Origin of the sequence: uncultured Roseobacter sp. (assembly GCF_947495025.1) — a bacterium.
Lineage (GTDB): Bacteria > Pseudomonadota > Alphaproteobacteria > Rhodobacterales > Rhodobacteraceae > Roseobacter.
Genome location: NZ_CANLXG010000003.1, coordinates 48,696 through 61,901, shown reverse-complemented (window position 1 = coordinate 61,901; position 13,206 = coordinate 48,696). Strand labels below are relative to the sequence as shown.

At 61.1% G+C, this 13,206-nt stretch carries 17 protein-coding genes; 16 read left to right on the top strand and 1 reads right to left on the bottom strand.

Annotated features, from left to right (window positions below):
- The first annotated feature begins 20 nt into the window (after positions 1 to 20).
- The 6 genes from Q0792_RS14495 (at position 21) to Q0792_RS14470 (ending at position 6,371) form a co-directional block, all read left to right on the top strand.
- On the top strand, positions 21 to 341 hold the full coding sequence (locus Q0792_RS14495; RefSeq protein ID WP_298842171.1) for a hypothetical protein: 321 nt from the start codon (positions 21 to 23) through the stop codon (positions 339 to 341).
- Positions 338 to 1,942 carry a carboxyl transferase domain-containing protein gene (locus Q0792_RS14490; protein WP_298842168.1) on the top strand — a complete coding sequence of 535 codons (1,605 nt, stop codon included), beginning with the start codon at positions 338 to 340 and terminating at the stop codon, positions 1,940 to 1,942. The genes Q0792_RS14495 and Q0792_RS14490 overlap by 4 nt, the downstream gene beginning before the upstream one ends.
- A 117-nt stretch (positions 1,943 to 2,059) precedes the next feature.
- A complete protein-coding gene (locus tag Q0792_RS14485) occupies positions 2,060 to 4,003 on the top strand; it encodes a biotin carboxylase N-terminal domain-containing protein (protein WP_298842165.1) in 1,944 nt (647 codons plus the stop codon).
- Positions 4,000 to 4,665 carry a glutathione S-transferase family protein gene (locus Q0792_RS14480; protein WP_298842162.1) on the top strand — a complete coding sequence of 222 codons (666 nt, stop codon included), beginning with the start codon at positions 4,000 to 4,002 and terminating at the stop codon, positions 4,663 to 4,665. Before Q0792_RS14485 ends, Q0792_RS14480 begins: the two co-directional genes overlap by 4 nt.
- 30 nt (positions 4,666 to 4,695) lie before the next feature.
- Entirely contained in the window at positions 4,696 to 5,577 is an 882-nt protein-coding gene (locus Q0792_RS14475; protein WP_298842159.1) for a hydroxymethylglutaryl-CoA lyase, read from the top strand.
- Between the two features lie 5 nt (positions 5,578 to 5,582).
- The gene (locus Q0792_RS14470) at positions 5,583 to 6,371 is read left to right on the top strand and encodes a crotonase/enoyl-CoA hydratase family protein (RefSeq protein WP_298842156.1); all 789 of its coding nucleotides are present in this window, start codon (positions 5,583 to 5,585) and stop codon (positions 6,369 to 6,371) included.
- Positions 6,372 to 6,440: 69 nt separating this feature from the next.
- On the opposite strand, the gene Q0792_RS14465 is transcribed toward Q0792_RS14470, so the two are convergent.
- Positions 6,441 to 6,935 (bottom strand): fasciclin domain-containing protein, encoded by a 495-nt coding sequence (locus Q0792_RS14465; RefSeq protein ID WP_298842153.1) that lies wholly within the window; start codon positions 6,933 to 6,935, stop codon positions 6,441 to 6,443.
- Between the two features lie 359 nt (positions 6,936 to 7,294).
- On the opposite strand from Q0792_RS14465, the gene Q0792_RS14460 reads away from it, so the two are divergent.
- The 10 genes from Q0792_RS14460 to Q0792_RS14415 all read left to right on the top strand — a co-directional run bounded on the left by Q0792_RS14460 (position 7,295) and on the right by Q0792_RS14415 (position 13,193).
- Entirely contained in the window at positions 7,295 to 7,660 is a 366-nt protein-coding gene (locus tag Q0792_RS14460) for an NADH-quinone oxidoreductase subunit A (RefSeq protein WP_298842151.1), read from the top strand.
- Entirely contained in the window at positions 7,651 to 8,187 is a 537-nt protein-coding gene (locus Q0792_RS14455; protein ID WP_298842148.1) for an NADH-quinone oxidoreductase subunit B family protein, read from the top strand. Before Q0792_RS14460 ends, Q0792_RS14455 begins: the two co-directional genes overlap by 10 nt.
- 40 nt (positions 8,188 to 8,227) lie before the next feature.
- Complete coding sequence (locus Q0792_RS14450) at positions 8,228 to 8,833, top strand: NADH-quinone oxidoreductase subunit C (protein WP_298842145.1); 606 nt, start codon at positions 8,228 to 8,230, stop codon at positions 8,831 to 8,833.
- Positions 8,833 to 9,006, top strand: coding sequence for a hypothetical protein (locus Q0792_RS14445; protein ID WP_298842142.1), 174 nt, complete (start codon positions 8,833 to 8,835; stop codon positions 9,004 to 9,006). Before Q0792_RS14450 ends, Q0792_RS14445 begins: the two co-directional genes overlap by 1 nt.
- A gap of 1 nt (position 9,007) precedes the next feature.
- The gene (locus Q0792_RS14440; protein ID WP_298842139.1) at positions 9,008 to 9,391 is read left to right on the top strand and encodes a nuclear transport factor 2 family protein; all 384 of its coding nucleotides are present in this window, start codon (positions 9,008 to 9,010) and stop codon (positions 9,389 to 9,391) included.
- 8 nt (positions 9,392 to 9,399) lie between these two features.
- Positions 9,400 to 10,620 carry an NADH-quinone oxidoreductase subunit D gene (locus Q0792_RS14435; RefSeq protein ID WP_298843808.1) on the top strand — a complete coding sequence of 407 codons (1,221 nt, stop codon included), beginning with the start codon at positions 9,400 to 9,402 and terminating at the stop codon, positions 10,618 to 10,620.
- The gene (locus tag Q0792_RS14430) at positions 10,617 to 11,072 is read left to right on the top strand and encodes a hypothetical protein (RefSeq protein ID WP_298842136.1); all 456 of its coding nucleotides are present in this window, start codon (positions 10,617 to 10,619) and stop codon (positions 11,070 to 11,072) included. Before Q0792_RS14435 ends, Q0792_RS14430 begins: the two co-directional genes overlap by 4 nt.
- Positions 11,062 to 12,156, top strand: coding sequence for an NADH-quinone oxidoreductase subunit E (locus Q0792_RS14425; RefSeq protein ID WP_298842133.1), 1,095 nt, complete (start codon positions 11,062 to 11,064; stop codon positions 12,154 to 12,156). Before Q0792_RS14430 ends, Q0792_RS14425 begins: the two co-directional genes overlap by 11 nt.
- A 76-nt stretch (positions 12,157 to 12,232) precedes the next feature.
- The gene (locus Q0792_RS14420) at positions 12,233 to 12,895 is read left to right on the top strand and encodes a hypothetical protein (protein WP_298842130.1); all 663 of its coding nucleotides are present in this window, start codon (positions 12,233 to 12,235) and stop codon (positions 12,893 to 12,895) included.
- 49 nt (positions 12,896 to 12,944) lie between these two features.
- Entirely contained in the window at positions 12,945 to 13,193 is a 249-nt protein-coding gene (locus tag Q0792_RS14415) for a DUF5337 domain-containing protein (protein ID WP_298842127.1), read from the top strand.
- The last annotated feature ends 13 nt before the right edge of the window (positions 13,194 to 13,206 follow it).

Sequence of the window (13,206 nt, the reverse complement as noted above, 5' to 3'; positions counted from 1 at the left end):
ATGGGGCAGGAGCTGACCCGGTGCCCCGGTGGCTCTGGTTTGCGCCGCTGGCCTGCCTCGCGGTTGCCTTTGCGGGCTGGGGGTTCCGGATGGGCTGGATCGCTGCGACAATCACGGAGACGGATGTGATCGAAACCTTTGCAGCGGAATATCTCAGCACCGCCGGGGCCGGCGCACAGCGGACCGATTGTCTGGCCCGTCCAGGCTCGGGCGACGGCGTGTGGATTACGGTTATATGTGCCCGCCCGGATGGGCCCGCCTACCGGTATTCTGCGGACAGGTTCGGCAGGCGCCTGCCTGACGACGGGCGGTCCGTCGGGACTGAGGAGCCCAGAACATGAAGCTGTCATCCTCTGTTCTGACCACATCCGAGAGTTTTCTGGCCAATGAAAAAGCGCACCTGGCCGCGCTGGAAGAGGTCTCCGCCGCCGCCTCGGCCGCGGCTCTCGGCGGCGGAGAGCGGTCGCGTGCGAGGCACGTAAGCCGTGGCAAACTGCTGCCACGCGACCGGGTGTCGGAACTGCTGGACCCGGGCAGCCCCTTCCTTGAGATTGGTGCGACAGCGGCGCACGGTCTGTATGGCGGCGACGCACCCTGTGCTGGCGTGATCGCCGGCGTGGGCCGGGTTGCGGGCGTAGACGTCATGGTGGTGTGCAATGACGCCACTGTAAAAGGCGGCACCTATTATCCGCTGACCGTGAAAAAGCACCTGCGCGCCCAGGAAATTGCCGCCGAAAACAGGCTCCCCTGTATCTATCTGGTGGACAGCGGTGGGGCGAACCTGCCCAACCAGGACGAAGTGTTTCCCGACCGCGATCACTTTGGGCGTATCTTTTACAATCAGGCGCGGATGAGTGCTGCGGGTATTGCGCAGATCGCGGTTGTTATGGGGTCCTGTACTGCAGGTGGGGCCTATGTCCCGGCCATGTCGGATGTATCAATTATTGTTAAAAATCAAGGTACTATTTTTTTGGCAGGCCCGCCGCTGGTCAAGGAAGCCACGGGCGAGGTCGTCAGCGCCGAGGACCTTGGTGGCGGTGATGTGCACACCCGACTGAGCGGGGTGGCGGACTACCTGGCAGAGGATGATACCCATGCGCTGGCGCTGGCCCGACAGGCTGTGCGCGCGCTCAATCACCAAAAGCCACAGACGGTTAACTGGGCCACGCCCGAGGATCCTGCTTACGACCCGGCTGAGCTGCTGGGGGTGGTGCCGGCGGATCTGCGCACGCCCTATGACATCCGCGAGGTCATCGCGCGCCTGATCGACGGCTCGCGCTTTGACGAGTTCAAGGCGCGGTTCGGTGAGACACTGGTGACTGGATTTGCGCATATCAGGGGCTGCCCGGTGGGTATCGTGGCCAACAACGGCGTACTGTTCTCTGAATCGGCGCAGAAGGGCACGCATTTTGTCGAGCTCTGTTCCCAGCGCCGTATCCCGCTGATTTTCCTGCAGAATATCACAGGATTTATGGTGGGGCGGAAATATTCCAATGAGGGGATCGCCCGGCACGGCGCCAAAATGGTCACGGCTGTAGCCTCGACCAGCGTGCCGAAAATTACCATGCTTGTGGGCGGCTCGTTCGGTGCAGGAAATTACGGAATGGCCGGGCGCGCATATAGTCCGCGGTTCATGTGGACATGGCCCAACAGCCGCATATCGGTGATGGGCGGTCCGCAGGCGGCAGGCGTGCTGGCGACAGTCCGGCGTGAAGCTATGGAGCGCAAGGGAGAGGCCTGGAGCGAAGAGGCGGAAGCGGCTTTCCGCCAGCCGACCATCGATCAGTTCGAAGAGCAGAGCCATCCGCTTTATGCCTCGGCGCGGCTCTGGGATGACGGCATCATCGATCCGCGCCGCTCGCGCGATGTGCTGGCGCTTTCGCTCTCGGCGGCGCTGAACGCACCGATTGAGGAGACGCGTTTCGGCGTCTTTCGGATGTAATGATGGCGCTGGATTTCCGGAGTTTGCACCCGATCGTTGCCCGTGCTCATCGCAGCATCCGGGACCTGAAAAAGCCGGCATCTGCGGCTGAGGCCGCGAAGGTTCGGAGGACGCGGGATGTTTGAGAGAATTCTGATCGCCAACCGTGGTGAAATTGCCTGCCGTGTGATTGAAACAGCAAGGCGCCTCGGTGTCGGGACCGTCGCGGTTTACTCTGATGCGGATGTCGGGGCGAAACATGTGGAGATGGCAGACGAAGCGGTGCACATTGGTGGGTCGGCGCCTGCGGACAGCTATCTGCGTGGCGAGGCTGTTATCCGGGCCGCACTGGACACCGGCGCGCAGGCCATTCATCCCGGCTATGGATTTCTGAGCGAAAACCCCGATTTTGTGCAGGCGGTTGAGGCCGCGGGTCTGGCATTTATCGGACCGTCTGCGAGGGCCATACGAGCCATGGGTCTCAAAGATGCGGCCAAAGCGCTGATGGTCGAAGCCGGAGTGCCGGTCGTGCCGGGATATCACGGTGCCGATCAGGACGATGCTTTGCTGGCGCGCGAGGCGGAAAAGATTGGTTATCCGGTGCTGATCAAGGCCGTGGCGGGTGGCGGCGGCAAGGGTATGCGGCTGGTGGAGGACGCGGCGGGTTTTGCCGATGCGCTGGCCTCGGCGCGTGCCGAGGCGCGGGGTGCCTTTGGCAATGCGGATGTGCTGGTCGAGAAATTTGTCACCTCGCCGCGTCATATCGAAGTGCAGGTCTTTGGCGACGGGATGCGCGCGGTGCATCTGTTTGAACGCGACTGTTCGCTGCAGCGCCGCCATCAGAAAGTGATCGAGGAGGCCCCGGCGCCGGGCATGACCCCGGACGTGCGCGAAGCGATGGGGGCCGCCGCGGTGCGTGCGGCCGAGGCCATCGGCTACAGCGGCGCAGGAACGGTCGAGTTTATCGTCGATGGCTCGGACGGTCTGCGGCCTGACGGGTTCTGGTTCATGGAAATGAACACACGCCTTCAGGTGGAGCATCCGGTGACCGAGGCTGTCACGGGTGTTGATCTGGTGGAATGGCAGCTGCGTGTCGCCTCTGGCGAGGCCCTGCCGGCACGTCAGGAAGATCTGAACCTCTCTGGGCACGCTTTCGAGGCGCGGCTCTATGCCGAGGATGTTCCGGCCGGGTTTCTGCCTGCGACCGGCACGCTGAGGCATCTTTCTTTCCCTCCGGCGGTCCGGGCCGACAGCGGTGTCCGCAGCGGCGATGTGATCAGCCCCTGGTATGATCCTATGATCGCCAAGGTCATTGTGCACGGCCCCACGCGCGCTGCAGCGCTCGCGCAGCTGGCACAGGGTCTGGCGCTGACACAGGTTGCAGGCACGGTCACAAATCTGGCGTTCCTGGGCGCGCTGGCGCGCCATGATGGATTTGCGGCAGGCGAGGTAGACACGGGCCTGATCGAAAGGGACCTCAGGGCGTTGACAGCGCCACCTGAAGAGACAGCACTGCACCGCATTGCAGCAGGTATGGCGGTGCTGGAGATCGTCGATTTACCAGCGGATGCGGGTTTTGCGCTCTGGGCCCCTCTGCGGCGACGGGTGACGCTGACGCGCAATGGCGAAGAGCTTTCTCTGGAGGTCACGGTGACCGGGCCGCTGGAACAGACCTGGCGCGCTGATGACGAGTTTATCAGGCTGGAGCGCAGGGGTGGTCGCTGGATGGCCGGTGGCAGGACCGTGCCGCCTGCTTTCGTAGGCCCGGATATGGTTACTGTATTTGATGCCTTCGGGATCACCTATGCATGGACAGACCCTCTGCAGCGAGACAGCAGTGCTGCCGGGGATGGCAATCTGATCGATGCGCCGATGCCGGGCGTTGTCCGCGCCGTGACCGCCGAGGCGGGACAGGAGGTGCGCAAGGGAGACCGGCTGGCAGTGCTGGAAGCCATGAAGATGGAACACGCGTTGCTGGCCGCTCGCGATGGTGTTGTTGCAGAGGTGCTTGTAAGCGCGGGTGATCAGGTCGAGGCAGGCGCCGCGCTGATCCGTCTGGCCCCCGAAGAGGAAACGGAATGATCACGCTGCACCATTGTCCGCAGACCCGGTCGATGCGCAGCCTGTGGCTGTTGCACGAACTGGACATACCATTTCAGCTGCGCAGCTATCCCTTTGACCGGACCCTGCGCGCGCCCGAGTTTCTGAACCTTTCCCCTGCTGGTCGCGTTCCCGCGCTTGAAATCGACGGAGAACGGATGTTTGAGACGGGCGCGATCGCAGAATACCTGTGTGAGCGGTTCAGCCCGGAGCGTTTGGGGCGCATGCCGGGTACGCCTGAGCGGATGCCCTGGCTTGTGTGGATGAATTTTGCCGAAACGGTGAGCCAGCACACTGCAGCGCTGACCCAGCAGCATGTGGCGCTCTACGAGGACCACATGCGCAGCCCGGTTGTGATGAAACTGGAAGCCGCGCGCCTCGGGAAATGCTATGATGCGATCGAGGCGCGTCTGGATGATCCGCTGGGTGCGCGGGACTACCTGTTAACAGGCGGGTTTTCGGCGGCGGATATCTCGGTGGCGCAGGCTGTCTATATGGCCAGGCATTTTGTCCTTACCGACGATCACCCCGCGCTGAGCGCATGGTATGACCGGGTGACGGACCGAGAGAGTTTTCGCGCGTCTCTGCCATCAGGTGATGGTATCTATGCGAAGGATTTTTATGCGCCCTGGCCTGTCAGATGACGGGCTGCGGCCAGAGGGGGAGACGAGACGATGAGCCTTGGACCATGCGAGATATTCGAGGTCGGACCACGTGATGGTCTGCAGAATGAGGAACGTGAAATCCCCGTTGCCGAAAAGGTGGCGCTGGTCAATCAGCTGACTGCGGCCGGGTTCGCGCGTATCGAGGCGGGGGCCTTTGTGTCGCCCTCGAAGGTGCCGCAGATGGCCGGATCGGCCGAAGTGTTTGCAGGTATAAAAAGGGCACCCGGCGTCCGTTATGCCGCACTCACACCGAATATGCGCGGCTACAGCGACGCCCGGGATGCAGGGGCTGACGAGATTGCCGTCTTTGCATCGGCGTCCGAGGGGTTTTCAAAGGCAAATATCAACGCGACGATTGCAGAAAGCATTGAACGCTTTGCCCCCATTCTCGAAGAAGCGCGGCACATTGATCTGCCCGTCCGGGGCTATGTGTCCTGCGTTGTGGAATGCCCCTATGACGGGCCGGTGGCCCCGCAGGATGTCGCCCGGGTGGCTGATCAGCTATTTGCGATGGGCTGCTATGAGGTGAGCCTGGGCGATACAACCGGTGCAGGCACCCCGGATACCATTGCGCGGATGCTCCTGGCGGTACGTGATGTTGTCCCGGCGGGCCGTCTGGCGGGGCATTATCACGACACGCGCGGCCGGGCGATGGAAAATATAGACGCGTCACTGAGCCTGGGGCTTCGGGTTTTTGATGCTGCTGCCGGCGGTCTTGGGGGGTGCCCCTTTGCGCCAGGGGCTGCGGGCAACGTTGCGAGTGAAAGTGTCGCGCGCCATCTCGCAGCGCTGGGCTATGAAACCGGGCTGGACATTGATGCGATCGAAACGGCGGCTGACATGGCACGGGCGATGCGCGGCCAGCCCAAAGATGCCATTCTGTCGGAGTGAGGCATATGCCGCAGACGATTGAGATCACCACCGATGCGCGTGGCGTGGCAACCCTGACCCTGAACCGGCCGGAAAAACACAATGCGCTGTCGGCACAGATGATCGGTGAACTGACCGATGCCGCCGCCGCGCTGGGTGCGGATGATGATGTTCGTGTCGTGGTTCTGACCGGGGCAGGGGCGTCGTTCTGTGCCGGTGGCGATCTGGGCTGGATGCGCGATCAGATGTCGATGGATGCAGCGACACGTTCGGCAGAGGCGCGCAGACTGGCAGTAATGCTCCAGGCGCTGAACACGCTGCCAAAGCCTCTGATAGGTGCGCTGCAGGGCAATGCATTCGGTGGGGGCGTCGGTATGGCCTGCGTCTGTGACGTGGCCATCGGCGTGGAGACGGCCAAGCTGGGTCTGACAGAGACGCGCCTGGGGCTGATCCCGGCGACCATCGGGCCCTATGTGCTGGCCCGTATGGGAGAAGGGCGCGCCCGACGCGTGTTTATGTCGGCCCGTGTCTTTGGTGCGCCGGAAGCCGTCGGCCTCGGTATCCTGGCGCGCTGTGTTCCGGCCGGGAGCCTGGCAGATGCAGTGGAGGCAGAGGTTACCCCCTATCTTTCCTGCGCACCCGGTGCCGTGGCGGCGGCCAAGAATCTTGCGCGTACACTCGGGCCGGAAATCGATGATGAGCTGATTGACCGGACTGTTGCGGCCCTTGCTGCGCGTTGGGAAAGCGAAGAAGCGGCAGAGGGCATCGATGCGTTCTTTTCAAAACGCCGGGCCTCATGGATGCCGGACGCCTAGGTCAGGGCGCAAAAAAGGCCCGCAGCCGGGGGGACTGCGGGCCTTTGTGATCAGGCAGACCGGTGCCGGTTACTTCGGCAGCAGCACCTTGTCGATCACGTGGATTACGCCGTTGGTTGCGATAATGTCAGCAGCGGTGACATTTGCATCGTTGACCTTCACAGCACCACCTCTGCCATCGACATGCAGAGACTGACCGTTCACGGTGTCAACGGACTGGCGCTTGCCCAGTACGTCCGCCGCGGCAACAGCGCCCGGCACGACGTGATATGTCAGAATACCCGTCAGCGTGTCTTTGTTTTCAGGCAGCAGCAGGTTTTCCACTGTACCCGCGGGCAGAGCAGCAAAAGCTTCGTCTGTCGGCGCGAAAACTGTAAAGGGGCCAGGACCTTTCAGGGTTTCCACAAGGCCTGCGGCCTGAACGGCTGCGACCAGAGTGGTAAAGTTGCCGTCTGCGGCTGCGATGTCGACAATGTCGCTGCCGGTGTCGGCAGGTGTACATGCGGCGATTGCCGCCAGTGCGCCGGCTGCGATTGTGGATTTCAGTGCAAAACGTCTGTTCATTGTGTGTCCTTCGGTTCCTTGTTGGGTGTCGCTCCACGCGGCCGCCGGAAGTGCGACCGTTTGAAGCAGAACGATGCAGGGTTTACGGAAGGTTACTGACATCGGATCACAAAAAAGTTGCTGCGGTGTGATCGGGGGCTGTTTCGTCCTGCAGCGCGCAGCGGATTACCGATTCCGGGCCCGGCGCGCACCGGGGCCTGTCCGGAGGTGGTGAACGGGGCGGCAAAGGCCCAGTCCGGCGTGGTTTTCCCACCCCGGATCGGTTGACCCTGACAGGCCACAGGCGTAAACCCTTGGCAGTCACTTTAGCCGCGTGACCGCGAGACCGCTGCGCTGCGGCGACAAAAAGGAGCCAACCTTTGGAAGAGATGCTTCGGGAATACCTTCCCATCCTCATTTTTCTGGCCGTGGCCATAGGGTTGGGAATCGTTCTGATCCTCGCGGCTGTCGTGCTGGCAGTGCGTAATCCTGATCCGGAAAAAGTCTCGGCCTATGAGTGCGGATTCAACGCGTTCGACGATGCCAGGATGAAGTTTGATGTCCGGTTCTACCTTGTGTCGATCCTGTTCATCATTTTCGACCTCGAGATCGCGTTTCTCTTCCCCTGGGCGGTGGCCTTCAAGGATATCTCTATGGTCGGCTTCTGGTCGATGATGGTATTTCTTGCCGTGCTGACCATCGGGTTTGCCTACGAATGGAAAAAGGGAGCGCTGGAATGGCAGTAGCCGCCGCCGGAGCATCGATCGCAGGTGCTGACCGCGATGTCGCCACGCAGGAGCTGAACCGGGAACTGCAGGACAAGGGTTTCCTGCTGACCTCGACCGAGGATATCATCAACTGGGCGCGCACGGGTTCGCTGCACTGGATGACCTTTGGTCTGGCCTGCTGTGCGGTTGAAATGATGCACACCGCCATGCCGCGCTATGACATGGAGCGTTTCGGCACCGCCCCGCGCGCCTCTCCACGCCAGTCCGATCTGATGATCGTGGCCGGCACGCTGACCAACAAAATGGCGCCCGCGCTGCGCAAGGTCTACGATCAGATGCCCGAGCCGCGCTACGTGATCTCGATGGGGTCCTGCGCCAACGGGGGCGGGTATTACCACTATTCCTATTCCGTTGTGCGTGGCTGTGACCGCATTGTGCCGGTCGACGTCTATGTGCCGGGCTGCCCGCCGACCGCCGAGGCGCTGCTTTACGGCATTATGCAGCTGCAACGCAAAATCCGTCGTACCGGGACCATCGTCCGCTGACCGGATGTGGAACTGAGACTTTCCGGTAAGGAGACCATGTATGTCTGACGCACTGAACGAACTCGGGACTTACATCGAGGCCAAGCGCACTGATTGTGTGCTGTCATGGGATGTAACTCACGGCGAGCTGAATATTGATGTCACACCGTCGAATATCACCGGACTTGTTGAGTTCCTGAAAACAGACGCGACCTGCCGGTTTTCGACGCTGGTGGACATTACTGCAGTGGATTATCCCGGCCGGGCCAAGCGGTTCGACGTGGTCTATCATCTGCTGTCGATGTACCAGAACCACCGCGTGCGCCTGCGGGCCAGCATCCGCGAACGCGATATGGTCCCGTCAGTCATTTCTGTGCACCCGTCGGCCAACTGGTTCGAGCGTGAGGTCTTTGACATGTTCGGGATACTGTTTTCCGGCCACCCGGACCTGCGCCGCATCCTGACGGATTATGGTTTCCGCGGCCACCCGCTGCGCAAGGATTTCCCGACAACAGGCTATACCGAAGTGCGCTATGATGAAGCCCAGAAGCGTGTGGTCTATGAGCCGGTGAGCCTGGTGCAGGAATACCGCCAGTTTGATTTCATGTCCCCCTGGGAAGGCGCGGAATACATCCTGCCGGGAGACGAGAAGCAGGAGGCCAAATAATGGAAGGGCTGATCTGGGTTGTCTTTACCGTTCTGACGGTCATTCCGCTGCTGAAACTGTTGCCGCATTTCGGAATCAACAAATACTGGGCGCTGGCCTGTATCATCCCGCTTGGTGTGCTGGGTCTGATATGGTGGATGAGCATCAGGCTCCAGGATCTGGAGCGCCGCTGATATGCCCGATGGTATGACAGACAGCAATGACCTGCAGGCGGCCGCGCTGGCTTATTGTGACGCGGTTTATTTCGCGCGTTCTGAGGTCTTTGAAGTTCTCTGCCACGATAACTTCCAGATGACACTGATCGAAAACGGTCAGGCGACCTTCTGGGACAAGGGCTCCTATCTGACACGGGTGCGCGGGCGCGACGCGTTTCCCGCGCCGGCAAAATACGAGATCCTGAGCATGGACAGCGCGGGAGACGAGATCGCCCGGGTACATCTGACCGTTGATGTACCGCCCGTGCGTTATGAAGATCACCTGGGTTTCGTCCGTGTGGACGGGTCCTGGAAACTGCTGACAAAGGTGTTCCGCGTATGCGCACGCCTCGATGAGGAGTAAAGACCATGATGGACGGCTCCAAAGGTTTTGAGGACGCCCTGACGGGCGAACAGAAAATCAGGAATTTCAACATCAACTTCGGGCCACAGCACCCGGCGGCACACGGCGTGCTGCGGCTGGTGCTGGAGCTCGACGGCGAGATTGTCGAGCGCTGTGACCCGCACATCGGGTTGCTGCATCGCGGTACCGAAAAACTGATGGAGAGCCGGACGTATCTGCAGAACCTGCCCTATTTCGACCGGCTCGATTACGTGGCGCCGATGAACCAGGAACATGCCTGGTGCCTGGCCATCGAAAAGCTGACAGGTGTCGAGGTGCCGCGCCGCGCGTCCCTCATCCGGGTGCTTTTCTGTGAAATCGGCCGGGTCCTGAACCACATCCTCAACATCACCACCCAGGCCATGGACGTGGGCGCACTGACCCCGCCGCTCTGGGGGTTCGAGGAACGCGAAAAGCTGATGGTGTTTTACGAACGGGCCTGTGGCGCGCGTCTGCACGCAGCCTACTTCCGGCCTGGCGGTGTACACCAGGATCTGCCCGATGCACTGATCGACGACATTGAGACCTGGGCAAATGAGTTCCCGCGCGTCATGGACGATATCGACGGGCTGCTCACAGAGAACCGGATTTTCAAGCAGCGTAATGCCGACATCGGCGTAGTGACCGAAGAGGATATCCTCGAATACGGCTTCTCGGGTGTGATGGTGCGCGGCTCGGGCCTGGCCTGGGATCTGCGCCGCGCGCAGCCCTATGAATGCTACGACGAGTTCGAATTCCAGATCCCTGTGGGCAAAAACGGCGACTGCTATGACCGCTACCTCTGCCGCATGGAAGAGATGCGCCAGTCGATCGGCATCATTCATCAGGCCATCGCCAAACTGCGCGCACCTGAAGGGCAGGGCGATATTCTGGCGCGGGGCAAGATCACGCCGCCCAGCCGGTCGGATATGAAAACCTCAATGGAAAGCCTGATCCACCACTTCAAGCTCTATACCGAAGGCTTCCACGTGCCCGAGGGCGAGGTTTATTGCGCCGTTGAAGCCCCCAAGGGCGAGTTCGGCGTCTATCTGGTCGCCGATGGCACCAACAAACCCTACCGCTCGAAAATCCGCGCGCCCGGGTTCCTGCACCTGCAGGCGATGGACCACATGTCGCGCGGCCACCAATTGGCGGACGTGGCGGCAATCATCGGCACCATGGATGTGGTGTTCGGGGAGATTGACCGGTGAGCAAGTGGAAGATCGCGACTGTTGCCTGCGTTGTGGTCGTTGGACTGCTTGTCGCACGACCTTTCGTGTTCGGCCCGACCAAGATTTACGAACGTTCAGTCGCCTGTAATTTTCCGGGAGAGTTTTTGGAGGCCACAGAACAACAAGTCGATCTTTCCAAGTCTGACTGCTTTGTTATTCAGCAAGTCGACAACTGGTACTACGTTGTTGGGGAATTTGGCTGGTTTGTCGCAGACACTGAAGTGCTCATAAACTCCGACGCTGTGGATGTTTTCGCAAGAATTGGTCAGAGCGAAACAGAACTAAGCAAAGACTATGGACGCTATTGCGAAGCGCTCATTCTAGAAACCGTCCGGACAAACCGTGAGAGGCTGAAAACCATAGCGTCAACAGACGCGCGAGGTCAGTTTTCAATCTCTTGCCCCGCAGAGGAAGCAAGCGATGCTGCGTAGACTTCACCCAGAACAACCCGAAAGCTTCGCCTTTACGCCTGAGAACCAGGCCTGGGCTGAGGGGCAGATGACCAAATACCCCGAGGGCCGTCAGGCGTCGGCCATTATCCCGATCCTGTGGCGCGCGCAGGAGCAGGAAGGCTGGCTGAGCAAGCCCGCGATCGAGCATGTGGCCGATATGTTGGGGCTGAGCTACATCCGCGCGCTCGAAGTGGCGACATTCTACTTTATGTTCCAGCTGCAGCCGGTTGGAAAGATTGCACATATCCAGGTGTGCGGCACCACATCCTGCATGATCTGCGGGGCAGAGGACCTGGTCGCTGTCTGCAAGGAAAAAATCGCACCCAACGCGCATGAGCTGTCCGCGGATGGCAATTTCTCATGGGAAGAGGTGGAATGCCTCGGGTCCTGCTCGAACGCGCCGATGGCACAGATCGGCAAGGATTATTACGAGGATCTGACGGCCGACCGCATGGGCGAGATCATCGACGAACTGGCGGCGGGGAAAGTGCCGGTGCCGGGTCCGCAGAATGGCCGCTATGCCGCAGAGCCGCTTAAGGGTCTGACATCGCTCACAGAATACGACAGCGGCAAAACGCAGTATAACGCCTCGGCGCAGCTGGCCGTGGACATCGGCGATACCGTCAAACGCATCGATGGCACCGAGGTGCCGCTGCTGATGCCATGGCAGAAGGGGGCAAATCACAATGCCTCTCCGACAAAACCGGCGAAGGCAGCCGGCAAGGCACCGCGCAAAGCGGGAGCGTCGTCGGACAAAAGCGCCGAAGTACCGGGCAGCAAGGCGAAGGCGGCGGCCAGACCTGCTGCTGATGTGCCTCAGGCCGAGCCGGAAAAGCTCAGCGCGCCGCGCGAGGGCGGGGCAGATGATCTGAAGCGGATCAAGGGCGTGGGGCCCAAGCTTGAGAAGATGCTCAATGGCATCGGGATCTACCACTTCGATCAGGTCGCGGCCTGGACGCCCGAACACGTGGCCTGGGCGGATCAGAATCTGGTGGGTTTCAAGGGACGTGTCAGTCGGGACAACTGGGTCGCTCAGGCGATTGTGCTGGCGGCGGAAGACTGAGACAAAATTTTCCAAAATGCGCAAAAGGCGGTAACACTGTTCCGCATCACAGAGATAAACGCGAAGAGGAAGAACGATGGACAACAAAGAAGGTATGATCGGTATGGCGCTCGGCAGCTGGCTTGTGGCTGCGGCCGGTGGTGCGCTGGCGGCGATTCTCCTCTGGGTGCTGGGCAGCTGGAGCTTTATTCAGGGTGCTTTCGCCGGTTTTGTTGTCTTCGTTGTCCTTGGCGTGATTATCAGCTGGGTCATGACGCGCCCGCTGCCCGGACCAGGCGAGGTTCGTGCCAGCGCAGAAGCGCCCGCAGCGCCGGCGCCGAAGCCTGCACCGGCTCCCAAGCCCAAACCGGCTGCGCAGCCGGCTGCGGCCCCTTCGACCACTGAAACAACGCAGGCCGCGCCTGCCGCTGAGAAAAAAGCGCCTGCAAAGAAAGCGCCCGCAAAGAAAGCTCCGGCCAAAAAGCCTGCGGCCAAAAAGGCGGCTTCCGATGCAGATGCGCGTCCCGGCGCCTTTTCTGACGGGCCCCGCGAGGGCGGTGCCGATGACCTGAAACAGATCAGCGGTGTTGGCCCCAAGCTTGAGGAAACACTGAACAGCCTGGGTATCTGGCACTTTGACCAGGTCGCTTCGCTGAAGAAGAAAGACATCGCCTGGGTCGATGAGCGCCTTCGGTTCAAAGGGCGTATCGAACGGGACGACTGGGTCGGACAGGCCAAAAAACTGGCGAAGGGCGGGTAACCCGACGCTGAAGAAACGCGGGAACTGAGAACGGAAGGCAAGACCGGTCATGAGTGCGCAGGATCAGGGCAAGCAGGCGCAGGAGCGCGCGCTGGCCGCCAGGGGGCGGCTGGTCAGCCTTGTCATTGTCGGCACCATGGTGCTCTGGCTTCTGTCGCTCTGGCTGGGGCCGATGCTGGGCCTGCCGGGGCGCTATGCGTTGCTTTTTGATTCTGCGGCACTTGCCGGGCTCTTCTGGGCACTGGTTGTGTCATTGCAGTTAAGGCGTGCGCGGGCTGCTGCGCGCGACAACGAGTAAAAGGGGAAGCGTG